We start from the raw sequence: 24,561 nt of genomic DNA, 5'->3' as shown, positions 1-24,561 counted from the left end.
CGAACACCTCCCACATTCATCCGCACATGTGCGGATGAATGTGGGAACCCGATACCCTGAGGGCCGGATCGGCCGGCCCCGGGAGATCGGAGGACGGCATGTCCGGAAAGAAGAAGAGCGGCTCCGCAAGGGCGGTCCCGAGGGCCTACGGAAGGCTCACGAGGCACGAGCGGGACACGGTCCAGAGGATGCTGGAGCGCAGGGCGTCGTGCAGGGAGATCGCGAGGGAGCTGGGCAGGTCGCCCTCGACGGTGAGCGCCGAGGTGGCGTCGCACAGGTTCGTGACGGCGCCGAAGGCCAGGCGCGGCGAGCGCGTGGACGCCTCCGCCGACCTGTCGGCGGCCTGCCCGCGCCTGGCGGCGTGGCCGCGCTGCTGCAACGGGTGCGGCCGGTACCGCGCGATCGGCTGCAAGCGCCGCCCCCACGTCTTCTACGAGGCCCGGGCCGCGCAGCTGTGCGCCGACTCGGTCCTCGTCTCGTCCAGGCGCGGGATAGACGCCGACGAGCCCGCCGCGGCGGCCAGGCTGGAGGCGATAAGGGACTGCCTGCGCCGGGGGCTGTCGCCCGAGCAGATGGCGGCGCGCAACGGCGGCCCGGTGGACCTGTCGCCGTCGACCATCTACCGCTGGGTCTCGGCGGGCTACGACGGCATGACCAACATGGAGCTCAGGCGCAAGGTCGGCTACAGGCCGAGGAAGCGCGCCGCGGGCCGGGCGGCGACCCGCCACTCCGCCCGCAGGTCGCATGCCGCGTTCCTCGCCCTCGGGGAGGACGCGTGCGCCGCGGCCTGGGAGATGGACACCGTCGAGGGGGCCCGGGAGGACTCCGCCTGCCTGCTCACGCTGCTGCACCGCCCCAGCAGGCTCCAGCTCGCGCTGCCGCTGGAGGAGAAGACCGCCGGGTGCGTCGCGGACGCCCTGGAGGGCGTCCGGGCCATCCTCGGCGCCGACGGGACGCGCCGCGTGTTCCGCGCCGTCCTCACCGACAACGGCGCCGAGTTCTCCGACGAGGCGGCGATCGCGGCGCTGCTCGGCGAGGGGCCGGGCGAGACGAGGCTGTTCTACTGCGACCCCAGGCGCAGCGACCAGAAGGGCGCCTGCGAGCGCAACCACGTCGAGATCAGGAAGCTGCTGCCCAAGGGCGCCGGAATCAGGTTCGACCGGCTCGCCCCGGCCGACCTGGCGCTGGCCATGTCGCACGTGAACTCCGAGCCCCGCGGCGCGCTCGGCTTCGCGACGCCCGCGCGCGCCTTCAGGGCGATGCTCGGGGAGGACGCGGCGGCGCTGCTGGACGCCTACGGCGTGGAGGACGTGCCGCTCGGCGATCTCGACCTGACGCCGGGGCTCATCGAGAGGGCGCGCGCAGAGAGGGGCGATGCCCCGCTGGCCTAGCCTAGGAGAAAAACGGAATAGACGGACCGACCGTCCGGCTGAGTCTGGGAAGAGGTGCCGGGCGGCGGGCGGAGCATGGCCACCGGACCCATCGAAACACATCTCCACCATTCCTTCAACTGGGAAAATGCCGCCCCCGGGGCCCGGATAGGACCTCGGGGGCGTTCGGTTAACTGCGGGAGCGTGCCGTCAGCTCAATGTGTTCGGTTGGGATCGGAAATCAACCAATAAATCAGGAGCCTTGATTATCAACTTTATCCGAACACCTCCCACATTCATCCGCACATGTGCGGATGAATGTGGGAACCCGATACCCTGAGGGCCGGATCGGCCGGCCCCGGGAGATCGGAGGACGGCATGTCCGGAAAGAAGAAGAGCGGCTCCGCAAGGGCGGTCCCGAGGGCCTACGGAAGGCTCACGAGGCACGAGCGGGACACGGTCCAGAGGATGCTGGAGCGCAGGGCGTCGTGCAGGGAGATCGCGAGGGAGCTGGGCAGGTCGCCCTCGACGGTGAGCGCCGAGGTGGCGTCGCACAGGTTCGTGACGGCGCCGAAGGCCAGGCGCGGCGAGCGCGTGGACGCCTCCGCCGACCTGTCGGCGGCCTGCCCGCGCCTGGCGGCGTGGCCGCGCTGCTGCAACGGGTGCGGCCGGTACCGCGCGATCGGCTGCAAGCGCCGCCCCCACGTCTTCTACGAGGCCCGGGCCGCGCAGCTGTGCGCCGACTCGGTCCTCGTCTCGTCCAGGCGCGGGATAGACGCCGACGAGCCCGCCGCGGCGGCCAGGCTGGAGGCGATAAGGGACTGCCTGCGCCGGGGGCTGTCGCCCGAGCAGATGGCGGCGCGCAACGGCGGCCCGGTGGACCTGTCGCCGTCGACCATCTACCGCTGGGTCTCGGCGGGCTACGACGGCATGACCAACATGGAGCTCAGGCGCAAGGTCGGCTACAGGCCGAGGAAGCGCGCCGCGGGCCGGGCGGCGACCCGCCACTCCGCCCGCAGGTCGCATGCCGCGTTCCTCGCCCTCGGGGAGGACGCGTGCGCCGCGGCCTGGGAGATGGACACCGTCGAGGGGGCCAAGGCAGAGTTCGTCCCCGCGCTCTCGACGGGCAGCCAGGACGTCGAGATCTCCTTCGACGCGAGCCTGCTCGGCGGCCGCGACCTGGTCGTGTTCGAGAGCCTTCGCAAGGACGGCGCCGAGGTGGCGTCGCACGCGGACCTCTCCGACGAGGGCCAGACCGTCCACGTCGCCGTCGAGGTGGGCACGCAGGTGGCTGACGCCGCCGACGGCGACCAGGTCATCGAGGCCGGCAAGGCCAAGGTCGTCGACACGGTGGCCTACAAGGGCCTCGTCCCCGGCGAGACCTACATCGCCGTGGGCACGCTCATGGACAAGGGCACCGGAGAGCCGTTCCTCGACAAGGACGGCAACGAGGTGACCGCGCGCACGCCCTTCGAGCCCGAGGCGCCCTCCGGCACCGTCGAGGTGACCTTCGAGTTCGACACCGAGGGCCTGGCCGAGGGAGACGAGCTCGTCGTCTTCGAGAAGGTCCTGGACTCCGCCGGCAACGTCGTCGCGGTCCACGAGGACATCGACTCCGCCGAGCAGAGCGTCGTCGTGGACAACCCCGACACGCCCGAGGTGCCCGAGGAGCCCTACGCCAAGACCGGGGCCGACGCCCCCGACGGCACCGGCTACGCCGTGGCCGCAGGCATCGCTATGGCAGCTGCGGCGGGCGCGGGCGGGGCGCTCGCGTACCGCAAGCGCAAGACGGCCGGCGCAAGCAAGGATGAGGCGGCCGAAGAGCCTGTCGAAGAGCCGGAAGAGTAGCGGCGCCGCATCGATACCGAACCGGAGGCCCTGGGCGCCCGCCCGGGGCCTCCCCTGCGAACGGGGGAGGACATGAACAAAGGGAAAGCCGCCACGGCGCTCGCCGTCGCAGTGGCGTTGCTGGCGCTGGCGGCGCTCGCCGCCCTGCCGCAGCCCGAGAGGAACCCGTACGTGGTGCACGAGGTGCCCGCTGCGGAAGAGGACGCGGCGATGGGGGCGCAAGAGGCGCGAGGCGGAATCGACTGGGACGCCCTTCCCGCCTCCGTCGTCGCATGGGTGCGCGTGCCGGGCACGACCGTCGACTACCCGATCGTCCAGGGTTGGCCCGAATCGCCCGACTTCTACCTTACGCACGACGCCGGCGGCGAGCGCTCCGCATGGGGCGCTCCCTACATCGACGCAGGCTGCGCGCAGGGAGCCGAGAGCCCGCTCGTCATCGTCTACGGGCACCACATGTCCGACGGCACCATGTTCGCGCCGCTCGCGCAGTACTCGTCGCGCGGTTTCGCCGAGGGGCACCGCACCATCCGGGTCTACACCCGCGAGAAGGAGATCGAGCTCGAGGTCTTCGCGGCCGACGTGGTCGACGCGAGCTCGGAGGGCAAGCGGACCGACTTCGCCGGCGCTGCGGAGCTCGACGCCTACCTCGGGGACAAATTGTCCCGCTGCGAGGTCGTCCTGGAAGAGCCTTCGGACGCCGCGCATGCCTGGGCCTTCGTGACGTGCAGCTACCAGACGAGCAACTCCCGCACCGTGGTCTACGCGAAGGAGGTGGAAGCATGGGATTCGCGCCCTTCGGAATAGGGATCCTCATGGGGCTCCTCACGCTCACGGCCTACGCCTGCTGCGCAGCCGGCGACGACGACCGGGACTAGCCGTGGGAAATCGAAATCGCACAACGGAAAGAGGCGGGCAATTGCCCGCCTCTTCTCACATCACCCACTTGAACACGGCGCGGAACAGCCAGACGAAAAAGCCCAGCGTGACCTTAAGCGCCGCCATGAGGAACCTACCAAGCCTCTTCATCGACGTCACCCCAATCTTCCTTGACCTTGCGGGCGCCCTTTTCGGCGCCCTCTTCCTTCTCTTGCGCGAGCAGCCTCGCCAGCTCGTCGGGCACGCCCGGGACCTCCGCCCTCCCCAGAGCGCGCTGCAGGTCCCTTATCTGCGACTTCAGCGGTTTTGAGGGAGGGCCCACGTACTCGCGGTAGCAGGCGCCGATCGCTGCCGCGTCGCACAGGTACCCCCGCACCCGGGCGAACGCCTCGTCCCCGTCGAGCAGGACGCGGCGGGCGCGCCCCAGCTCGGCCTCCGAGGCCAGCATGAAGCGCCAGCCGCGGGACCTGCGCGCCGCCGGGATGCCGTCCGCGGGCGCGTCGGCGCGCCAGTCGTCGCGCACCTGGTGCCAGTTCGCCGTGAGCCAGAGCCCCTTCTCGGGCTCCTCCCGCATCTCGAGCTCGAACTCCGTGAGCATGTTCGCGCCGGAGAACGGCGACCCCTCCGTGAACGAGAGCGTGTCGAACAGCGTCGTCCTGCCGCCCTCGTACTCTATCCTCACCATCATCTCCGGCCCCTCTCCCTGCGCTGGTCCTGCTGGGCCCGCTGCCGCTCGGCGGCGAGTATGCGCTGCTGCTCGTCCCCGCGGCGCCCGTCGCGCAAGCTCCCCTCGGCCGCACCGCGCCCGCCATCATTCCCGTATCGGGTCTTGAGGGGCATGAGCCCGTTCTCTGCCATGTAGGCGCGGGCGGCCTCGAGGCGGCGGTACCCCTCGCCGCCCGCCTGGCCGCGCCGCTCGAGCGTCGACATCCTGAGACCGAACTCCTCGATGGACTCGACGTCGAACTTCGCGCAGGTCTCGAGCGCCGAGGAGAGCCTGCTCAGCTCCGAGAGGTCGTTGAGCTCGAGGGCTCGCTCGGCGGCCTCGCGGATGCGCGCGGCGCTCGCGTCCGTGGGGCGGTAGGCCCCCTCGCGCTCGAAGCGGCGGCGCAGCATCTCCTTGCCGTAGACGAATCCCAGCCGCTCGCCGCTGACCTTCTTGGACGGCTCCTCGGCCAAGCTGAACACCCAGTCGTCCCGCCTCGCCTTGGCCGAGTTGTCGGCGACGTGCACGCCCAGGGCGTCGAGGATACCGAGGAACTCCGCCTCGTCGCGCGCCGTGGTCTTGGCGAGCGCGACTCGAGCGCGGATGTCGCCGACCCACGAGTAGCCGCCCGAGCGCATGATCTCCTTCTCGGCACGGCCCAGGTAGACGCTCCTGCGGCTCCTGGGCCCGCCCGCGCCGGCATGCCCGCGCGCCCTCGAGGGGGATTCGGGAGCTCGGTCGTTGGAGAGCCCCGACAGCCCGCGCTCGCGCGCCATGTCCTGAAGGTCGCGGTTGAGGTCCTCGGGGTGCTGGGTCTGCATGCGGTAGCCGGTGCGGAGATTCGCGTTGTTCACGACGATGTGCGCGTGCGGTATGCCGCGGGCGTTGTCGTCGTGGTACACGATGGCGATCTCGTGGTCGCCGAAGTGCTTGAGAGCCCACGAGCACGCGAGCTCGCGCAGCGCCGCCAGGTCGATGTCGTCGCCGGGGTCCGGCGAGAGCACGAAGTGCTTGAACGTCCGCGCGGGCTTTCCCCTCCAGGGGGCGTCCGTGCCGAAGGCGGCGCGCGTGGCGTCCATCTCGGCGTCCCAGGCGCAGGCCTCCTTGGCCTCGTCTCCCAGCGCTCCGCCGTCGCGCTCGTCGTAGCTCAGGTTGAACAGGTCGCGCGCCAGGGCGCGGCCTCCCTTCTCGAGGTAGCGGCGGATTCCGCCCGTCGAGCCGTGGCCGCTTATCGGCTTCAGGATCGGCATGGCGAGCCCTCCACGAGCGAGTCGGCCCCGATGCGCCCGAGCTCGGCCGCCATCTCGCGGGCCGCGGCGTTCACGTCGGCGAGCTCTCGCTCGATCGTCGGGATGCTCTCCGCGACGAGGTCCCGGTCGACGTGCCCGTGGCGCGCATGGAAGTTGATGAGGTTCATCGCGTGCACGGCCTGGTTGTAGTGGTAGCCCCACTTCGTGAGCTCGCGCGACATCGCCCACAGGGCCTTCCGGTCGACGAGTATGCGATGCTCGTCTCCCGCGTTCGCCTCCGTCGCCAGCGGTATGCGCACGAGGTAGCGCAGGTACTCCGACTTGCTTAGGCCCGCGCGCTCGCACCGCTCGCAGAGCGCGTCGTAGTCGTCTCCCTCCATGCGGAACGTGACGCGGCGCTCCTTGCCTTTGGCGGCGCCGGCTTCCTCTTCCATGGCGGATTCCTTTCCTCGGGCCCGCCGCGCGGCGGGCGCGTCTCTCTAGGGGCGCGGGGGATCCCCCGCAGGCGGCAGCCCGGCTCGGGCGCCGCCTCTGGGACCGGGCCTCGCGTAAGCGGGCTCCCCAACGGCCCGCGGCATGACGGGTCCGAGGCCGCCCGGTCCCCAAGTGCTATGGACGCCCGACGCGATGTCGGACGCCATAGGCTACTTGCTGGATTTCGAACCTGAGGCCCTTCTTCGAACCTTCTGGGCTCCTCCGCCCGCCTCCGCGTAGGGCGCGGTCATGATCGCCATCTCGCGCAGCAGCGAGAGGTCGGCCGCGCTCGGGCTCTCGGGCGGGCTCTCAAGGAAGTCGGCGACGAGCCTCGCGGCCTTCGCGATGCGCCCGTCGGGGCCGGCCTGCGTCTTGCCCTCGCTCCTCACGTAGTCGGAGAGCTCCCGCTTGGTGCGCCGCCAGGGCTCCATGGCGGCGTGCATCTCCGCCTGGCGCTCCTTCGACATGCCCGCGAGCGAGCGCACCGCCTCGGCGCTGAGGTTGCCGCGGTCGGCCTCGGCGGCCCACTCGGGCGAGAGGTCCTCGGCGATCCGGCGGGCCAGCCTCTCCTCGCGCGCGATGGTCTTGCCGGAGACCTTGCGGCCCGTCTGCCGCTCGATGATGGCGGCCTTCACGTCGTCGACGCGCATGCCGGAAAGCGACGGGTCCTCGGAGCGCAGGCGCACGGCGTCGCCCCTGAGCGCCTCCGTCGCTGCGGCGCGCTCGGTCACGGTGAGGGCGCGGGTGAAGTAGTTCGCGGCGTGGAGCAGCGTCACCGCCCGCTCGTCGTCGATGCCCTCTATCACGCGGCAGGGCATCTTCTCGTAGGCGGGGTCGTCCTTGGCGAGCAGCGCGTAGGCGGCCTTGCGCCGGTGCCCGGAGACCATCTGCCACGAGCCGTCGCCGACCTTTCGCACGAGCGGCAGGTCGGTGAGGCCGTCCTCGCGTATGGACTCGGCGAGCTCGGCTATGCCAGCCGGGTCCATGGAGTAGGCGGCGTTCGCCGGGTGGTCGGCGATGTCGGCCACCGCGATTTCGGACACCGGGTAGCGCCCGCGGGTGCGCGACGCGCCGTCGAGGAGCCCCGTGATAGTGAAGCCCGCGGCCACCTGGCTAGGCGAGCTCACGGGACACCTCGTCTGCGAGCGCCTCGTAGTCGCGCGCGGGGCGGCTCCCCGGCTCGAAGGCGGCCACCGGCTTCCACTGCCAGCTGCCCTCGCAGACCTTGCTGCTCGCGTGGATGACCGTCTCGAACTGCTCGCCAGGGAAGAAGCCGTCGAGCACGGCCGCGCCCGTGGCCTCGGCGTTGGTCATGCGGCCGGGCACGCAGGTGCGCAGTATCTTCCATCTGGGCGTGGGCATGCGCAGGGCGTCCGCGATGGAGCGCGTCGCCTCCACGGTGAGCGCCGTGCCGCGCATCACGGTGGAGTCGAGCTTGACGGGGATGACGACCATGCCGCCCTCCGCCGCGGCGAGGTAGGCGTTGAAGGCGAGCCTGCGCATCACGGGGCTGCAGTCGATGAGGCAAACGTCGTAGGAGCCCGAGGCGTCGTCGAGGGCGAACTTGAGTCGCTGCTCGCGCAGGAGCATCTCGTTCTGGTCGACGAGGTCGATGGTCGAGGCCACCACGTCGAGGCCCTCCCCGGCGGCGTAGGCGACCTCCTCCACGGGGGCGCCGCCGTAGAGCAGCTCGACCGAGGTGCGGCGCTCGGAGGCCGCCCGGTCGTAGAGGCCGAAGAAGTCCGTGGCAGACGCCTGCGGGTCGAGATCGACGAGCAGGGTCCGAAGGCCCCGGGCGGCGAAGATCGCCGCCAGGTTCACGGCGGTCGTCGTCTTGCCGACGCCGCCCTTGTAGTTGGAAATGGCTATCGTGCGCATGGGTCGCGTCCTCTCTAGTGTGGGGCGCGCCTCGCCGCATCAGGTCCGGCGCGCCCCGAGTCTCGGAGCGTCGGGACAAAACCGTACGGATTTGTCCGACAAGCGGAGTGTACCACGAAAACGTACGGATATGTACGCTTTCGTGGTACAGGGGCCGGATTCGGGAAAAGCCCGGCCCCGGGAGCCCGGGACCGGGCGCGCCGCCTAGGAGAGCGGCTCCATCTCGCCGAAGCAGTTGACGTGGTGGCGCAGGAGCGCTCGGTTCTCCTTGACGACCATCATCGCCACCTCGTCGAAGCGGACCGGGGTGTCGGCGTAGTCGTCGCCGTTGCCGGAGAGCCACGTCGCCGCCAGCGCCTCGCGCAGCCCGCGCGCCCTGTGGGCCTCGGGGAATCCGTCCGTCCCGATGCGGACCGTGGCGTCGACGAACACCAGGGTCCCGTCCTCGTCCACCGCCACGAGGTCGATCCCGCCGATGCCCTCGGGCCCCTGCCAGGCCTCGTCGACGATCTCGTAGCCCTTGCGCTCGAGGAAGGCCTTGACCGCGCCCATCGCCTTTTCCTTCATGTCGTTCATGTCTTGCTCCTTAGACTCTTAAGGCCCGCCCCTGTGGCGTGCCTTGCGTCGCGTGAGTCGCATGCAGCGCGGGCGCGCCTGCAAGGGAGGAAGCGAAGTCGGGCGTGGATATAGAAATCTCCCGACGGCAGTTTTTCGCGTTGTTCGCGCGCGGAGCGCATGGGGCGAAGAACCCGAAAAAGTGTCGCGACCCTTGCTGGCCGCCCGCCGGCGTGCGACCCTGCGCGTCCAAGGAGCGCCAGGGCGGGTATTCGGATCAAAGGGGCGCAGGCGTGCGGCATGGAATCCGGCGTGGGCGCCGAGACCCTCCGGGCGTGGGATGCGGCCCGTCGGCGGTTGCTGGGCTCCTGCGGGGATTGACGACGACGTCGTGGCGGGGACGGCGGCGTAACCTCAGGTTGAAGTGCCGCAGCATGAATCGGGACGGACGGCTTTCCCGCGCCGCTTGCGGACGATATGCGCACGAGATCGCTGGCGGCGAGATGGCTCTCCACATGGAACGGCTACGGTGCTGCGCGACACGTCCGTTGAGAGAAGGAGTCGAGCTGATGTTGGGTTACGAAGAGAAGTTGGAGCGCATGGAGCTGATTGATGCCGTGTGCGATGCCGGGAGGCTGGCGAGGGGCCTGGACCAGTTGCTCGAGTCCCTGGCACACGCCGACCAGCTGGACCCGCTCGACGTCGAGGGAATCCTGGCCCTGAGGTCGATAAGCGAGAGGTGCGCCGAGCGCATCGGCGACGCCGCGCGCATCCTGGAGGCGCAGAACGAGATCCTCTACGCCGAGGAGCGAACCGCTTAACTTCCTTTCCCGGAAGATTAACTATTTGCTTTGCGATCATCGCACTAAAGAATCGCAGCCCTAGGTCTACGTTTAGACGAGTGTTAACCGCGTCCCATTCCGAAGATGCTTGCGGTGTTGGATTCTGCATCCATTACGGCTGTCGCTGGCTCTTCCAGGGGTGCGACCCGCTGCAACTGTTCAGGCGCTGAATCGTCAACCCCCTCGCCGAGTGCCAGGAAGAACCTCATCACGAGCTCGACTCTCTGCTGCAGGGAATCGCTCAGCTCGCCGTAGGAGACCGCCAGCCGTACTTCCTTGGCCAACTCCGCCATCGAGCCCCTCAGCGCCTTCTGAACGCTCACGGAGGGCCTCATCTCGACCTGGGTATCGGTGAGCTTGGCGATGATGTAGTCCTGCCTGCTCATACCGCTCCAAGCTGCCATCTCGCATATGAGCTTGTGCTCCTCGGGCGTGCAGCGGAACGCCATCGTCTTGCTGCGCTTGCGGGCGCTGTTCTCGCACGGCATCCTTCTTACCCCCTCGCTCCGTCGAGCGCGGCGGCCATCTCGTCCTGCTTCGTGGGGAACAGGTGCGCGTATCGGTAGGTGATGTCAACCGCCTCGTGGCCCATGCGCTCGGCGATGGCCAGCGCGGAGAAGCCCATCTCGATCAGCAGGCTCACGTGGCTGTGGCGTATGTCGTGTATTCGGATGCGCTTCACGCCCGACGCCTTGCACCCGCGCTCCATCTCGTGGGCCAGGAAGTGCTTGGTCACGGCGAACAGGCGCTCGTCGGGGGCGACGTCGTCGCGGAGCTCTATGAATTCCGCCATCTCGTCGCGCAGGAAGGCGGGCATGACGATTGTGCGCACCGACTTGGGCGTCTTGGGGTCGGTAACGGTGTCCACGCCGTGGAGGCTCTGGTACGACTTGTTGATGCGCAGCCGCGAGCTCTCCAGCATGAAGTCGGACGGAGTGAGCGCCAGGAGCTCGCCGCAGCGGATGCCCGTCCAGTAGAGCAGCTCGAAGGCGTGGAACGACAGCGGCTTGTCCATGACTGCCTCGCTGAACCTCAGGTACTCGTCCTTGGTCCAGAACTGCATCTCGCCGCCCTTCTTCGAGCCTATCTTGTCGACCCTGCGCACCGGGTTGTCGGTGAGGCCGTAGTAGCGCTCTGCGTGGTTGAAGATGGCGTTCAGTTGGTTGTTCACCGTGCGCAGGTACGTCGGCGCCCAGGGCTTCCCGTCGGCGTCCCGGTGCTCGGTGAGCTCGTTTTGCCACCTGATGACGTCGATCGGCCTCACGTCGCACATGCGCATGTCCCCGAAGAACGGCACCAGCTTGTCGTTGATGATGTACTCCTTGGTGATCCACGTGTGCTCGCGTATGCGCGGCTTCACCTCTGAGGCGTACACCTCGACGAACTCGGAGAACGTCATGTCCATGGCCCCGCCGTTAAGGCTCTTGAACTGGCCTTCCCACACGGCGGCCTCCACCTCGGAGGAGAAGCCGCGCTTCGTCTTGTGGCGCTTCGAGCCGCGGGCGTCGCGGTAGTAGCACTGCACGTAGAACGTGCCGTTGCTGTCGTCCTTGTACACCGGCATGTCAGTCCACCTCCGGGAAGTACAGGGCGTCGAAGACGTCGCTCCGGACGCGCCCGCGGATCACCACGCGCCCGCGCGCCTCCTGCTCGGCGTTTATCTTCCTGATCACCTCGTAGGCGCTGCCTTTCTTGATCCTCAGCAGCTCCGCGACCTCGTCGGCGTCCAGCATGTGCGGCCTCGGCGTCTTCGCCACCTTCTCGTCCATGGCTCCTCCTATCATTAGCGTACATATACGTACGGTTTACAGATTCAGAGTAAACGTACATATCTGTACTGTCAATAGAATTGCGTACATTTGCGTACGCTGATAAGATGTGCGAATACGTAATTCCAGGAGGAGGGCGCATGTCCGTAGGCGAGAACATAAGGCGGTACCGCAAGTTACGAGGCATGACTCAGGCGCAGCTCGCCGAGGCGGTCGGCTTGACCGAGGGGGCCGTGCGCCACTACGAGAGCGGCATCCGCGCGGTGAAGCCCGAGCTGCTGGAGTCCATCTCCGCGGCGCTCGTCGTTTCCGTCAACGCCCTCAAGGATTACGGCGTCGAGACCGCGGGCGACCTCATGTCGCTTCTCGTGCGGCTCGAGGACTCCTTCGGCATCGTGCCCGCAGCCGACGGCTCGGGCCTCTCCCTGAACCCCATGGCGCCGCACGCGCCCAAAGCCGCGATGGCAATCGAGCTGTGGGCAGAGAAGCGCGCGCAGCTCGAGAACGGCGAGATCGACGACAGCGAGTACGAGGACTGGAAAGCCTCGCTGTAGCGACTCCTAGCTTTTTGCAATCAACGCAACCAAATCAGAACGCCAGACTAGGCGGTGATCGCCGCCCGCTCCTGCGTCTGCTGAGTTTTTACTCCCCATTGCATGCCAAGGCATTTCCGGCGTACATAGGGAGTAAAAAACGCGGTGGCTTACATGGCGGTACGCGGCAGTACGCAGCGGCATTTCCCCTGATTACTCCCGTTTTCCTTGAGACGGCGAGATTCTTTACTCCCCATTAACCAACTGGGGAAACGCTATACGGAGACCTTCAAAAAGCCCATTGAGTTCGATTTGAGTTTCACAGACCCCAAAACGGCCCCGATTCGTTCTCGGGGACAAAAATCGCGCGTCTACTCACTTGGGATGAATCCTTACTCCCGTTCCTCCGAATGCCGCACCGTGCCTTGCCGTCTTGAAACACGGGGGAGTAAATTGCGAAATCGCAGGTGAAAGGGAGTAAAACGACAAAGAAAAAGCCTCCGTCCCAACGCGGGAACGGAGGCTCGGTTATCGCATTTACTCACCAACATCGCTGGTGGCTTTGCCATGACTCTCGTACGAAACGAAACTCAGCGGCACAGTGCGGCACTCAAAAATGCAGGTCAGAACCCTATCGGCCTACTCCCACTCAATCGTTGCCGGCGGCTTGCTGGTCACGTCCAGGACAACGCGGTTGACTTCCGGCACCGCGTTGGTGATGCGGTTGGAGATGCGGGCCAGGACATCGAACGGCAGGCGCGACCAGTCGGCGGTCATAGCATCCTCGCTCGAAACCGGACGAAGGACGATCGGGTGACCGTAGGTGCGGCCATCGCCCTGAACACCAGCCGAGCGGACGTCCGCCAGCAGCACGACGGGCATCTGCCAGACCTCGCTTATTTTCGGATCTGTTCTTCTCAGTCATAGTCAACGCAGTGAACCGCGAATTCGAGGACACCCATCTGCAGTTGTTGCTTATGCTCGCTGATCGTGGGTGCGAGGACACTAAACTACGTCCCTTCCTATATGAGGGTCACGTCGATGGCGCAATCGTCACCTTGCATCACCAGGTGCCGCACCAAATCCAAACTCTCCAAAATGCTCCTATGGTTTTCATCGGCAGACCTACCCAAGCCCCAACCTTTAACTCATGGGTAGACGTAGACAATACTGAGTCTGGACACCTCGGGGCTCGGCGGCTCATCGAAAGGGGTTCTCGCCGTCTGGCAATCATCACCAGCCCGGTAATCCTGGGCAGCGAGTTAGTGGAACGAGTCTCTGGCTAGGCGTCGGCTAATCTCGAAAACCATCCTTATACGCACCTAGAGACAGCTGGAACGTTTCTAATCGGCAGCCCGGTATCAACGGAGCGTGAATGGCGTGACAAAACCAGGAATACGACAGACTCTGCGCCTCGGAACCCTCGACTAACGGGTGAACTTTTTTGATCTACCTAGATTAGTTAACCGAACAGACGGTATTATTCAGTGAGAATGTATTTATTTCTGGCCGACGAATGGCCATCCGCTCACGACCCTGGGGGGAAATAATGGGTGCGACTAGGGAAAGAAAATTGCAAAGCAACGCCGCAATGCCTAAGCGAATCGTTGCTGCATCGTTGTCGCTTATTTTGGCGCTGTTTATGACACCAGCAGCGGCTTTCGCTGAGGATCAAGCCGGGGCGAAGGATGCCACGCCAAGCGCTACCGCGAGGACAACCCTTAGCAGCGCACCAGGGGAAAATGTCGTGGCTGCTTCTCCTCAACCCACCGAGACGTCAAGCACCCCGACACCAAGCGCCGGCGATTCTGCCGCGTCCCCAACAGCAGAAAACCAAACCCCAGTCTCGTCGACCGCATCTGAGACAACGCTGAAAGCCACTACCGCCAACCAACCGCAATTACGCTCCCCGCAAGGTGTTTCTGAGGTTTGGGTAGATAGCAAAGCGGGCTCAGACGACAATGATGGCAGTCAAACCGCCGCCGTCAAAACTCTTGAGAAAGCGCTTGGTCTAGTATCCGATGGCGGGACGATACATACCGTCGGCGCGTTCACGTCCGGCACTGACCTGGCTATCAACAAGAACGTCACATTCACAGGCTCTGGCAATTTTCTAACCATCACAAGTGGTGCGAAACTAAGCGCCCCAGGCAAGACGGTCACAATGACCGGCTACAACACCGCATTGACCATCCAGGCTGGCGCTGAGCTTAACGATGGCAACTACATCCTCGACCGCAACACCATCGGCTTCGACCTAAAAGGCAAAATTAACGGCACCTCACGCGAGGCTTTAACTATCTCGGCAAAGAACAGCTTGGGGCGAGGGTTTGTCTATAACTCAGACGCCAGGTTCATCAATTGCACGGTGGACGTCCAAGCCACACCCGGAAAAAGCGAACAGTACGCCGGCCTCTACATGACGAATTCCTCGCTTACCACCCGCGGCGTTTGGTATTACTTCGACCCGGACAAGGGCAAAGGCGGGGTACACCTCGACCACTCTGACTTTTATGCTTACAAAGCTACAGGAGTCAGAGCCTACAAAAATACCCTCGCCCTATTGGGCGCGTCTGAGCTAGTCAACGGCTCCACTCTCACTGCCGATGGCTCACGCATCACGGTCTCGGCGAAATTATCGGTGACCGACTCAAAGGTAGTCATCAAGAACAGCACGGACGGCGGCCTGAACGTCAACTACAAGCCTGGCGAGGCGACATTCACCAACTCTGTGCTGGAAACCACCAACATGAAGTATTACCCCTCCTATGGCGCTGGGCAGTCGTCAGGGCCGTGCTCGATCACCTTTACTGGCAATAGCGTGGTCAATACCGACGCCAGCAATAACACTGCTGACAATGGCGGGGCTAACCGTGGCACCGGAAGCTCTTACGTGGTTACCGGCGGGTCATATTTGATTGCCTATAGCCCCGATTTCAACCACGATGTCGTTACGCCAACCAACGGCGACCAAAACGGTAACGAATGGCTTTCGCTATTCACGCTGGCGGACAACACCATTAATACCGTGAACCCGATCAACGCCAACGGCGTCAGGTACAACTATTCGGTAGCGCAGGCCTCCAAAGACGGGCAAAAGCACATTTGGGCGCCAGCCGCCACAGCCACCTTCAAATTGCAAAACGCTAATGCGTCTTTCGCCGACGGCACCACCGCTGACAAGGCGAAATCAACCGTTCGCGGCTACAAACTCGACGATGTGACGGGTAACACTGACCCCGACACACCAACTGACGCTAACGGCGTAAAGTTCCTAGGCTGGTTCTATAAGGACGCGGCAGGCGCAGAGCATACTTTCGATTATGCGAATGCCCAGCTCGATACCAACATCGAGGTTTATGCGAAATGGGACGCAAAAACCGTCATTTACCACAATGGTGCAGGTGAAGAGTACATCCAAAATGTTGACCCCAACGACACCACGGCCACTGCCCTAGCTTTCGACGAAGTCGCCGCCAAGGTCAGCGCCTTTGTACCGGCAGGAAAGACATTCGTAAAGTGGACGACGGCGCCAGACGGCTCTGGTGACGAGGTCGCACCGGGCGCTGGGCTAACATTCGCTGCAGAGACCACCCAAATTGACTTGTACGCCCAATATAAAGACAACGAATACCGGGTCGCTTTCTCGGCTAACGGCGGGATTTTCTCTGAAACAAGCATATTCAAGACAAATCCTGAAGAGTTTACTGTTGAGACCGACGCCAGCGGCGGCGAGATTGCCGTCCTGAAACAGCCAGCTACATACGGGCAGAAGTTCCGCACACTGCTGACTAAGGTGACTTATGGCGACATCACCCCAGCCAAGGCGGACGCCAAGAAATTGGGGTATTTGCTAGCCAACCAGTCTTATTGGAGCAAGGCTGCCGGCGCAGGCGGTTCGGGCGTCCGGTTTGATGACTCCAGCTTCTTTGGCATCAAGATACCTGGCGCAAACCCAGATATTACGGCTGACACCACGTATTACTTGTCTTGGAAAACTGACCCAACAGTGCTCGAGACCAAAGCGGATCTGACGATTGACGCCGATATGTGGGCTGACTCGATTGACGCGACCACCAAGATAAAGCGGGTTTACACGGAGGGCTCGAAGAGCACCTTCGAGATTACCGGAGCCGTTGATCCCGCCGGTATAAAGAACCAAATGACGGGCATAGAAGGGGTCTTCCCAGAGAACGCTAAGACCCCGGACAAGATTGCATTGTCCAGCCTGAGCTCGACGTTCACCGCGTCCATCACTTTCCCGGATGGCGTAGCTATCCCAGCTAACCCCACCGTTGAGATGGCGGGGTTGGGCGATTGCTTCGAGCTTGCAGGCACTAGCGTAACCGGTCAAACAGTGGACGTAACTTTCAAGTTAAAGCCCGGCATCAAAAACTACAAGCAGCTAAAGGATGCCGTCTTTTCGACCGGAGCTGGAAATCGAAACCTGATTACGGCCACCGTCAAAGGTCTAACCTTGGACGCCGCACAGGTGACCAACGGCCAAGAAATCACTGTAACCGGAACTGTCAAAGGCAATTTCAACGCTGTCGCGCAAGGCTCGACAGCCAGTAAAGTGTCTGCTCGTAGCGCTAGGGCGCTCTTTAGGGCTCAGGCAGAAAACCCTGCACCCAGGTTGCATAGATTCACTTTCACCTGGACAGGTGACCAAACCGATACGGCCAAGGACGTTCGCGCCAAGGACGACTCCACAATCCAGCAAACCTTGCTGGTGGTTAAACCTTATGAAGCTGTACTGCCTGGCGACATTCTGGTCGGAAACGACACTGAGAACACTCACGTTTATGACGCTTTTCAAGGCGAGAATATTGATTTCACCGGCACCCTAGGCTCTGAGGTCGTCAAGAATCAGATGAACGCGATTGAGCTCCAATACCCTGGTGTCACAAACTTGTCGAGCATCAACCTTAGCGATGTGGCTTCGACATTTGCCGCCTCTTTCACGATTCCGGACGGCATGACCTTACCCGATAACCTAACCAAAGATACGGTGAAAGCCGAAGGTCTTGCCGACACATTCACTATCTCTGACGTTTCAGTGGAGGGTAAAACCGTCACAGTGACCATGACACTTAAGAGCGGGATTGTGAATTATCAGCAGCTCAAGGACGCCGTCAACAAGATTGACTCGACCATGAAGGTGACGATCCCGGGCGTAACCGTGAATAAGGACGTCTCAGGCGGCACACAGCTGACTGTAAGTGGCGAAGTGTCTGGCACATTCAACGCCCTGGCAACCTCAGCCGCTGGCACACAGCGGGAGTTCTTCTTCAAGTGGATTGGGGAACAAACACCCGAGGGCAAAGACGTGATGGCACCCGCCAACAGCAAGGCTATCCAGTTCACTGTGCAAGTCCCGTCGCCGATAGCTGGCGAGCTGCCCGGCGACATGCTGGTCGGCACCGACACCGAGCATGATGAAGTCATTACCCTGCCTCAAGGTTCCACATTCGACCTGACCGGTGCCCTGCAAGTGACGCCTATTCATGAACAGATGGGCGGAATTGAAGCCTTGTATCCTGAGGTTAATCACGATGAAATCGCTCTGGACGTGAAAGACTTCTCGTTCGTCGCCACGTTCACTATTCCGGATGGCATGAGCCTGCCGGCCAATCTCGACGCCACACAGGTTAGGGTTGCCGATTTCGGTGCTGGCTTCACAGTCAAAGATGTGACAGCTAACGCCCAGACCGTAACCGTCGTCTTCGCACTGACTGACCCCGCCGCCATCAAGACTTATTCCGATCTTGAACAGGTTGTGGACGCCGCCGGCGGTGCGGAAGGTTGGATGAAGATTACCGTCCCTGGAATCATGATTGACGAAGATGCGGACGTTGACGCGAACCTGACCATTGTCGGCACAGTAGAGGGTAGATTCAGCGCGATGGCCACCTCAAAATCTGGCACGCGAAAAGCATTCTCATTCACTTGGGACGCAATCCAGTGGCCGGACGGCAAGGACGCAGTAGCAACTGACGACGACACGATCCAGCTAACCGTCAAGGTCTCCAAAAGCTCTGTGGTACCAAACGAGCCAGGCGAAGAGGGCTCCACAGCGGTGAAGAGAGTGCGTCGCAAAATGCCTAAGACCGGCGCTAGCGGATTGTCAGCAATTCTTGCTTTGGGACTAGCCGCTGCCGCCGGTGCAGGTTTGGCATCCAGAAAAGTACGTGCGCTTAACTAACGCTGCCATTAGCAGAGATTCCACACTCCCGCGTATTCGACATTGCGTACAGTGGCACGTTGCGCACTCCAACGCTTCCGTCATCCCGGGCGGTAGCGCGAAAGGCGCATGCTTCGCGAAATCACGCTGGTACCCCTCTTACAATGCCGGTTTGAATCATACGCACCTCCGCGAGTCCCGCATTCTGCGCGAAGGCGTCAACCGCCGCCGGCATGCCCCCGACCACGTAGTATTGGCGTAACAGCGCCGTAAGTTTTGACACAAACGATTTCACGCTGTCGGTGTTCTCGGAATCCAGTAGCTTCCGCAGAGGGACGTTCCCGGTTGCATCGAAAAAACTCGCGGAAGCTCAACGGGTAAAGGTTCAGCGCATCGCGCCTTACCCACGGGGTAACCGGATCATTTATGAGCTGAGAGATTAAGGAGAGAGCCGGCCGCTGCCACCGCATAATCCGGCGCCTCCGGACTAAAGCGATTAGACCATTTCCGCATATTATTCTTGATGTCTCGCCGGTTACCCCGAATTTGCCAAGATGCCTTTTCAAATGACCGGGATCTATTCCCACTCAACTGTCACAAGGCTAGTTTCCACACGCTAACAGTTTGTCGTCTCGTGCTCGCCCGTGCCGCTGCGTGCTCGCTCGTGGCGTTTCGTTATTGGGGAGTATTTTCACGAAGCGGCTCCAAGGGTGTACTCACCTGTACTCACCACTGAGTACACTTTCTGTACTCAGCCCTCGGGGAGTGATCACGAGACCCTCGGGGAGTAGTCACAGCCGCAGGTCAGTGATGGGGAGTATTACTCATTTTTAAAAGGTGAGTACAAATCAGCAGAATCGTGTACTCGTTTTAGGCTTGGGCGCTCTTAACAAGCGGACGGATCCAACGAAAGGACGAACCCCGCTCGGCTCTTCGCGATACGATGTGTAGCACCTTCGTGCAACGTTCAGGCGAAATGCCCTGCCTGCGACTAGTGGGTAGAGAAGATGTTCACGACGAGGACCCCTGCGACGCACATGACAATGCCCGCGATCATCGGGGCATTGAGCGGCTCCTTGAATGCGAACACCGATATCCCCGTGGCCATGATGATGCCGAGTGCGCCCCACGACGCGTAGGCGACGCTCAGCGGAATGCCCTGCAGCGCCTTCGAGAAGAACCCGAAGCAGAGGCCGTAGAGCGCCAGGCAGCCGATGGACGGACCGAGCTGGCTGAAGCCGTCCGACAGCTTCATGTAGAACGTAGCACCGCATTCAAAGACGACGGCGACCGCCAAAAAGAGGTAGTACATGGGACCCCCAATCCTTTCGATGTTCCATAGCAAAAGCTATGCTAAACTCTCGGGTAACCATAGAGTCAAGGGGCGAAAATGAGATTCCTAAAATCCGGCGAGTTCGCCGAGCTGTGCGGCACGACGAAGAACACGCTCATCCACTACGACCAGATGGGGCTCCTGAAGCCTGCTCGTGTTGCGGAGAGCGGTTACAGGTTGTACCTGGCATCGCAGCGCTACCGGTTCCTGTCGGTGAGGGCTCTGGCGGATTCCGGCATGCCGTTGCAGGAGGTGAAGCGTGTGCTCGAGACCGACGACGCGCGCGCTCTTGCCACGTCGCTCGATGCCACACGCGGCAAGATTGAAGCTCGCATTGCGAGCTTGCGAAAATCCCTCGAGCGTATAGACGAGGTCGCCCGGCAGGCCCGAGCAGCATGCGAGATAGATGCCAGGTCCATCGGGGTCATCAGGCGCCCTGCGCGAAGGATCGCCATGCTCGGCGTCGCCGCAGTCGGCCTCGGCGCCTATCCTGACGACCTGGTCGTGAGACGTGACCTGGAAGTCGCAGCGCTTCTCGCCGAGGCTGGTCTGATGGCAGAGCTCGCACCCTATGGCGGCGTGTGCAGGGAAGCGCCCACTCCTGATCGAGACGTTGCTTACGACGACCTGTTCTACGTGCTGCCGGACGATTCCGCCTATAGCGGCGCGACCGTCGAGCTCGAGGCCGGCGAGTACGTGGTCGCGAGCTACGACGGCCCCTGCTCGGGACTCGGTCGCGCCCACGCTTCGCTCGTCGCCTTCGCGCGCGGTCAGGGACTTCGCGGCGACCTGCCGCGCTACGAGATATCGGCCTTCAAGCTGCTGGACCAGGAGGACAGGTACCGCTGCTCGATAGAGATGAGGGCGCTTGGGATTTAGCGCGACGGTTGCCGAAATGGCCCCAAGAGGCTTCCAAAGGCTTAAAGAACCCCTCTGCCAAGCGCAAGTCGACAGAGGGGTTTAGCATGCTTAGCTGGAGAAATATGCCCTTCCGTTACTCCCACTCAATCGTTGCCGGCGGCTTGCTGGTCACGTCCAGGACAACACGGTTGACCTCGGGCACCGCGTTGGTGATGCGGTTAGAGATGCGGGCCAGGACATCGAACGGTACGCGCGACCAGTCGGCCGTCATGGCATCCTCGGACGACACGGGGCGCAGCACAATCGGATGGCCATAGGTGCGGCCATCGCCCTGAACACCAACCGAATGCACATTCGCCAGCAACACCACCGGACACTGCCAGATCTCACGATCCAGCCCGGCAGCGGTCAGCTCCTCGCGGGCAATCAGATCCGCGGCGCGCAGAATCTCCAGGCGTTCGCGCGTCACGTCACCAATGATGCGAATTCCCAGGCCAGGACCGGGGAACGGCTGACGCCACACAATGTTCTCCGGCACGCCCAGTTCCAGGCCAATGGCGCGCACCTCATCCTTGAACAGCGTGCGCAGCGGCTCCACCAGCTCAAAGTTCAAGTCCTCCGGCAGTCCACCGACATTGTGGTGCGACTTGATGTTCGCAGCACCCTCGCCGCCACCGGATTCAACAACGTCGGGGTACAGCGTGCCCTGTACGAGGAACTTGATCTCCGCGCCCGCTTCACCGGCCTCACGCACCAGTTTCAATTGCGCAGCCTCGAAAGAACGAATGAACTCGCGGCCAATGATCTTGCGTTTTTGCTCCGGGTCGCTCACGCCAGCCAGAGCATTCAGGAAACGCTCCGACTCGTCCACCGTCACCACGCGGATCCCCATCGTGCCCGCGTAATCATGCTCGACCTGCTCACGCTCACCCGCACGCAGCAACCCGTGATCAACAAAAATACACGTCAGCTGATCGCCCACCGCTTTGTGCACCAGCGCGGCAGCAACCGAGGAATCCACGCCGCCGGACAGACCGCAGATCACGCGCGCATCGCCCACCTGCTCACGAATACGCGCCACCTGATCATCAATAATCGACCCGGGAGTCCAATCAGTGCCAATACCCGCACACTCGTGAATGAAGTTCTCAATGAGCTTCTGGCCAAACTCGCTGTGATGCACCTCAGGGTGCCACTGCACACCATAGAGCCGGCGCGACTGATCCTCGAACGCGGCAACAGGTGTTTCCTGCGTGCTGGCCGTCACAGTGAAACCATCCGGCGCCTGCTGCACCGCATCACCGTGACTCATCCACACGGACTGTTCTGCCGGAGTACCAGCAAGCAGCGCGCTGGAGGCGCCCTCGTCAATCGTGAGCGACGTATGGCCGTATTCGCGCGTTCCCGTCTTGCCGACGGTGCCGCCCAAAGCCTTCGCCATGACCTGGAACCCATAGCAAATGCCGAGCACTGGGACGCCTGACGTGAACAGCTCAGTGTCAAACGTTGGCGCGTTGTCCGCGTACACAGATGACGGGCCGCCGGACAGGATCACCGCAGCCGGATCCTTCGCAAGCATCTCAACGGCCGGCATCGTATGCGGCACGATCTCCGAGTACGCAGAGGTCTCACGGACACGACGCGCAATCAGCTGCGCGTACTGGGCGCCAAAGTCAACAACAAGAACAGGACGATTTTCAGTGCTCACAGGCTCATCGTAGCCGTACGGACGACCCATGCGCCACACTCACTGCGTCACCGTCAACGAACCTGCCAAAGGCGCGTTGGAATCACCACCCACATACAGTTCGATGCGCGTGGCGTCCTGGAGCCAGTCCTTCGTGACCGCGCTCCAGTACCGCAGTTGATCGGGGCCGAGGGGGAACGTCACCGTCACAGTCTCACCGGCCGGGATGCTCACACGTGAGAATCCCTTAAGCTCACGCAAAGGCCTCGAGGACGTGCCGTAGCACTGGTGGATGTACAGCTGGGCAACCTCGTCGGCATCCACATCCCCGGTATTCGTGACGTCAACGCTGAGCGTGGCTGTCTCACCGACGCGGATCTGATCACGATCCAAACGCGGATTCGAATACTCAAATGACGCGTAGCTCAAGCCGTATCCGAACGGGTAGAGCGGCGTGCTCGGCTCGTTGAAGTAACGCTCACCTGCGCCTTCGGGCTGGAACGTGCGGTAGTGGTTGTAGACCATCGGCACCTGCCCCACGTTGCGTGGCCATGTGATCGGCAGACGACCGGCAGGCGAGACATCACCAAACAGCGCGGCTGCCACGGCTGCGCCTGCACGCGTCCCCGGATACCAGATCTGCATGATCGCACCGACGCCCTCATGACTATCAACACAAGTCAGGTCCAGCGGACGGGCCGACATACACAGGACAACGAGGGGGGTTCCCGTCTCTGCCAGACGCTGAAGCTGCTCCAGTTGGCGCCCCTGGAGCTCCAAGGTGGACACGGAGGCCTTCTCACCGATCTGGTTCTGATGCTGGCCGATCACCACGACTGCAACATCGCTGCGTGCAGCAAGTTTCACGGCGGCGTCAATGTGCGCGTCATCATCCCAGTCCTCGGGGGTGCGATCCACGACCGCGTCATTATCGTCGAACATCGAGGGATAGAGGCGCTCCCCTACTCCCGCGCCAGGTTCAAACTCAACGTTCACATCCTGACCGGCGCGCTGGCGAATACCGTCCAGGATCGTCACTGTTTCATCGGTGTCGTACTTGAAGCACCATGGGCCCAGTGGGTCTCGCCGTGCGTTGGCCAGCTCACCGATCACTGCGATGGAAGACGTCTTGTCTGCCTTGAGCGGCAGCGTGGAGTGTTCGTTCTTCAACAGCACGAATGTGCGTTCAGCAGCGTGCTGTGCTGCGTCGCGATGCTCAGGTGTGGACAGGGTTGCGGCAGCGTCTCCCTCGTCAACATATGGATGTTCAAACAGGCCGAGGTCGAACTTGGCGCGCAGTACGCGACGGACAGCTTCATCCAGCACCTCCATCGAGACACGTCCGTCCTCTACCGCTTCGGGCAGGTGCTCGTATGCGGCCTCGAACATCGCCATTTCCATATCAAGACCGGCGTTGACGGCTCGCGAGCCAGCATCGGGCAGGTCCTTGGCGAAGTGCTGGACGGTGAGCGAGTGGACAGCGTTCGCGTCAGACACAACGAACCCCTTGAAGCCGAATTCGTCGCGAAGCGTGTCGGTCAGCAACCACTTGTTGCCCGAGGCAGGCACGCCGTTCAGATCCATGTACGCGCTCATGATGTTGCGTGCGCCAGCGGCAACAGCGTCACGGAAGGGAGGCAGATACACGTTGTGAAGTTCCGAATCGGACAGGTCCACGTCTTCGTAGTCGCGGCCGCCGCGAGCCGCACCGTAGCCGGCAAAGTGCTTGGGACCGGCAAGGATGGCGTCACCTGGCACAGCGCCGTCCGCGCCCGCACTGCCCTGGAAGCCTGCCACCTGTCCGGCAGCCATTGCACCGCCCAGGTAGGGATCTTCACCTGCGCCTTCAATGATGCGTCCCCATCGCGGGTCTCGTGCAATGTCGACCATCGGTGCAAATGCCCAGTGAATACCGACTGAACGCGCCTCGCGTGCTGCGATACGCTGGGCGGCCGTGGCACTGTCAGGATCCCAGCTTGCTGCCATTGCCAGTGGCACCGGGAAGATGGTACGCAAACCGTGGATGACGTCGTAGCCGAAGATCAATGGGATTCCGAAGCGATGGTGCTCAATCGCCAGTTTCTGCAGCCGGTTCGTCTCAGAGGCTTCGTTGACGAACAGGAGTGATCCTACCCGCCCCGCTTTGATCGCTTTTTCCACCATCGCGCATTGGGCTGTATTCGCATCTTCACCGTCAGCGGGCGCGCCGTCCTGCTGGTTCAACGCCATAGCGAGGTAGAAGTACTGGGTCAGTTGTCCGGCTTTTTCTTCAACCGTCAGGCGTCCCAGCAGGTCGTCGACGCGTTCAGTGGTCGACAAAGCAGCATCTTGGAATGGGTAAGCAGCGTCAGTCATCATTGTCCTTTCACGGCAGTTAACACCCTAATATTACAGT

At 63.1% G+C, this 24,561-nt stretch carries 19 protein-coding genes and 1 pseudogene; 7 read left to right on the top strand and 13 right to left on the bottom strand.

The genetic code is table 11. The annotated features are described in order from the left end of the window. The first annotated feature begins 38 nt into the window (after window positions 1-38). The 3 genes from AC1EJ1_RS08640 to AC1EJ1_RS08630 all read left to right on the top strand — a co-directional run bounded on the left by AC1EJ1_RS08640 (window position 39) and on the right by AC1EJ1_RS08630 (window position 4,022). Window positions 39-1,391, top strand: coding sequence for an IS30 family transposase (locus tag AC1EJ1_RS08640; RefSeq protein ID WP_306437770.1), 1,353 nt, complete (start codon window positions 39-41; stop codon window positions 1,389-1,391). 297 nt (window positions 1,392-1,688) lie between these two features. Beyond that, window positions 1,689-3,218, top strand: a complete 1,530-nt coding sequence (locus AC1EJ1_RS08635) for a VaFE repeat-containing surface-anchored protein (protein ID WP_480295703.1) — start codon at window positions 1,689-1,691, stop codon at window positions 3,216-3,218. 72 nt (window positions 3,219-3,290) lie between these two features. After that, window positions 3,291-4,022 (top strand): class B sortase, encoded by a 732-nt coding sequence (locus tag AC1EJ1_RS08630; RefSeq protein ID WP_144744811.1) that lies wholly within the window; start codon window positions 3,291-3,293, stop codon window positions 4,020-4,022. Between the two features lie 205 nt (window positions 4,023-4,227). Here the strand turns inward: AC1EJ1_RS08630 and AC1EJ1_RS08625 are convergent, their stop codons facing one another. The 6 genes from AC1EJ1_RS08625 to AC1EJ1_RS08600 all read right to left on the bottom strand — a co-directional run bounded on the left by AC1EJ1_RS08625 (window position 4,228) and on the right by AC1EJ1_RS08600 (window position 8,978). After that, a complete protein-coding gene (locus AC1EJ1_RS08625) occupies window positions 4,228-4,782 on the bottom strand; it encodes a hypothetical protein (RefSeq protein WP_144744810.1) in 555 nt (184 codons plus the stop codon). Continuing rightward, on the bottom strand, window positions 4,779-6,050 hold the full coding sequence (locus AC1EJ1_RS08620) for a relaxase/mobilization nuclease domain-containing protein (RefSeq protein ID WP_006681523.1): 1,272 nt from the start codon (window positions 6,048-6,050) through the stop codon (window positions 4,779-4,781). Before AC1EJ1_RS08620 ends, AC1EJ1_RS08625 begins: the two co-directional genes overlap by 4 nt. Beyond that, window positions 6,038-6,484, bottom strand: a complete 447-nt coding sequence (locus AC1EJ1_RS08615) for a plasmid mobilization protein (RefSeq protein WP_006681524.1) — start codon at window positions 6,482-6,484, stop codon at window positions 6,038-6,040. Before AC1EJ1_RS08615 ends, AC1EJ1_RS08620 begins: the two co-directional genes overlap by 13 nt. Before the next feature lie 210 nt (window positions 6,485-6,694). After that, window positions 6,695-7,633: a ParB/RepB/Spo0J family partition protein gene (locus tag AC1EJ1_RS08610; RefSeq protein ID WP_480295702.1), complete on the bottom strand. Its 939-nt coding sequence runs from the start codon at window positions 7,631-7,633 to the stop codon at window positions 6,695-6,697. A 4-nt stretch (window positions 7,634-7,637) separates the two neighbouring features. Continuing rightward, the gene (locus AC1EJ1_RS08605) at window positions 7,638-8,402 is read right to left on the bottom strand and encodes a ParA family protein (RefSeq protein ID WP_006681526.1); all 765 of its coding nucleotides are present in this window, start codon (window positions 8,400-8,402) and stop codon (window positions 7,638-7,640) included. 204 nt (window positions 8,403-8,606) lie between these two features. Further along, window positions 8,607-8,978, bottom strand: a complete 372-nt coding sequence (locus AC1EJ1_RS08600; protein WP_006681527.1) for a YraN family protein — start codon at window positions 8,976-8,978, stop codon at window positions 8,607-8,609. 548 nt (window positions 8,979-9,526) lie between these two features. Here AC1EJ1_RS08600 and AC1EJ1_RS08595 point away from each other — a divergent pair. Continuing rightward, window positions 9,527-9,778, top strand: coding sequence for a hypothetical protein (locus AC1EJ1_RS08595; RefSeq protein WP_006681528.1), 252 nt, complete (start codon window positions 9,527-9,529; stop codon window positions 9,776-9,778). 83 nt (window positions 9,779-9,861) lie between these two features. On the opposite strand, the gene AC1EJ1_RS08590 is transcribed toward AC1EJ1_RS08595, so the two are convergent. From AC1EJ1_RS08590 to AC1EJ1_RS08580, 3 genes are read right to left on the bottom strand one after another with little or no spacing between them, the layout of a single operon-like run. Next, the gene (locus AC1EJ1_RS08590; RefSeq protein WP_006681529.1) at window positions 9,862-10,287 is read right to left on the bottom strand and encodes a plasmid mobilization protein; all 426 of its coding nucleotides are present in this window, start codon (window positions 10,285-10,287) and stop codon (window positions 9,862-9,864) included. Window positions 10,288-10,292: 5 nt separating this feature from the next. Then, window positions 10,293-11,363 (bottom strand): site-specific integrase, encoded by a 1,071-nt coding sequence (locus AC1EJ1_RS08585; RefSeq protein WP_006681530.1) that lies wholly within the window; start codon window positions 11,361-11,363, stop codon window positions 10,293-10,295. A 1-nt stretch (window position 11,364) separates the two neighbouring features. After that, entirely contained in the window at window positions 11,365-11,568 is a 204-nt protein-coding gene (locus tag AC1EJ1_RS08580; RefSeq protein ID WP_006681531.1) for a hypothetical protein, read from the bottom strand. A gap of 107 nt (window positions 11,569-11,675) precedes the next feature. On the opposite strand from AC1EJ1_RS08580, the gene AC1EJ1_RS08575 reads away from it, so the two are divergent. Continuing rightward, window positions 11,676-12,122, top strand: coding sequence for a helix-turn-helix domain-containing protein (locus AC1EJ1_RS08575; protein ID WP_480295701.1), 447 nt, complete (start codon window positions 11,676-11,678; stop codon window positions 12,120-12,122). Between the two features lie 618 nt (window positions 12,123-12,740). On the opposite strand, the pseudogene AC1EJ1_RS08570 reads toward AC1EJ1_RS08575, so the two are convergent. Next, window positions 12,741-12,995, bottom strand: a pseudogene (locus tag AC1EJ1_RS08570) (GMP synthase (glutamine-hydrolyzing)); the annotation flags it as partial. Between the two features lie 853 nt (window positions 12,996-13,848). Here AC1EJ1_RS08570 and AC1EJ1_RS08565 point away from each other — a divergent pair. After that, the gene (locus tag AC1EJ1_RS08565; protein ID WP_480295700.1) at window positions 13,849-18,306 is read left to right on the top strand and encodes an LPXTG cell wall anchor domain-containing protein; all 4,458 of its coding nucleotides are present in this window, start codon (window positions 13,849-13,851) and stop codon (window positions 18,304-18,306) included. Window positions 18,307-19,276: 970 nt separating this feature from the next. On the opposite strand, the gene AC1EJ1_RS08560 is transcribed toward AC1EJ1_RS08565, so the two are convergent. Then, window positions 19,277-19,597: a DMT family transporter gene (locus AC1EJ1_RS08560; protein ID WP_058236198.1), complete on the bottom strand. Its 321-nt coding sequence runs from the start codon at window positions 19,595-19,597 to the stop codon at window positions 19,277-19,279. Between the two features lie 78 nt (window positions 19,598-19,675). Here AC1EJ1_RS08560 and AC1EJ1_RS08555 point away from each other — a divergent pair, with 78 nt between their 5' ends. Next, on the top strand, window positions 19,676-20,497 hold the full coding sequence (locus AC1EJ1_RS08555) for a MerR family transcriptional regulator (protein ID WP_058236199.1): 822 nt from the start codon (window positions 19,676-19,678) through the stop codon (window positions 20,495-20,497). A gap of 115 nt (window positions 20,498-20,612) precedes the next feature. On the opposite strand, the gene guaA is transcribed toward AC1EJ1_RS08555, so the two are convergent. Together guaA and AC1EJ1_RS08545 are read right to left on the bottom strand one after the other, a co-directional pair. Further along, window positions 20,613-22,187 (bottom strand): glutamine-hydrolyzing GMP synthase, encoded by a 1,575-nt coding sequence (gene guaA / locus AC1EJ1_RS08550; protein ID WP_257525372.1) that lies wholly within the window; start codon window positions 22,185-22,187, stop codon window positions 20,613-20,615. A gap of 39 nt (window positions 22,188-22,226) precedes the next feature. Continuing rightward, on the bottom strand, window positions 22,227-24,521 hold the full coding sequence (locus AC1EJ1_RS08545; protein WP_480295699.1) for a glycoside hydrolase family 3 N-terminal domain-containing protein: 2,295 nt from the start codon (window positions 24,519-24,521) through the stop codon (window positions 22,227-22,229). Window positions 24,522-24,561 lie beyond the last annotated feature (40 nt).

It is taken from the genome of Pauljensenia sp. C0170B4 (assembly GCF_056590235.1).
This window is presented reverse-complemented; position numbering and strand designations above follow the sequence as displayed.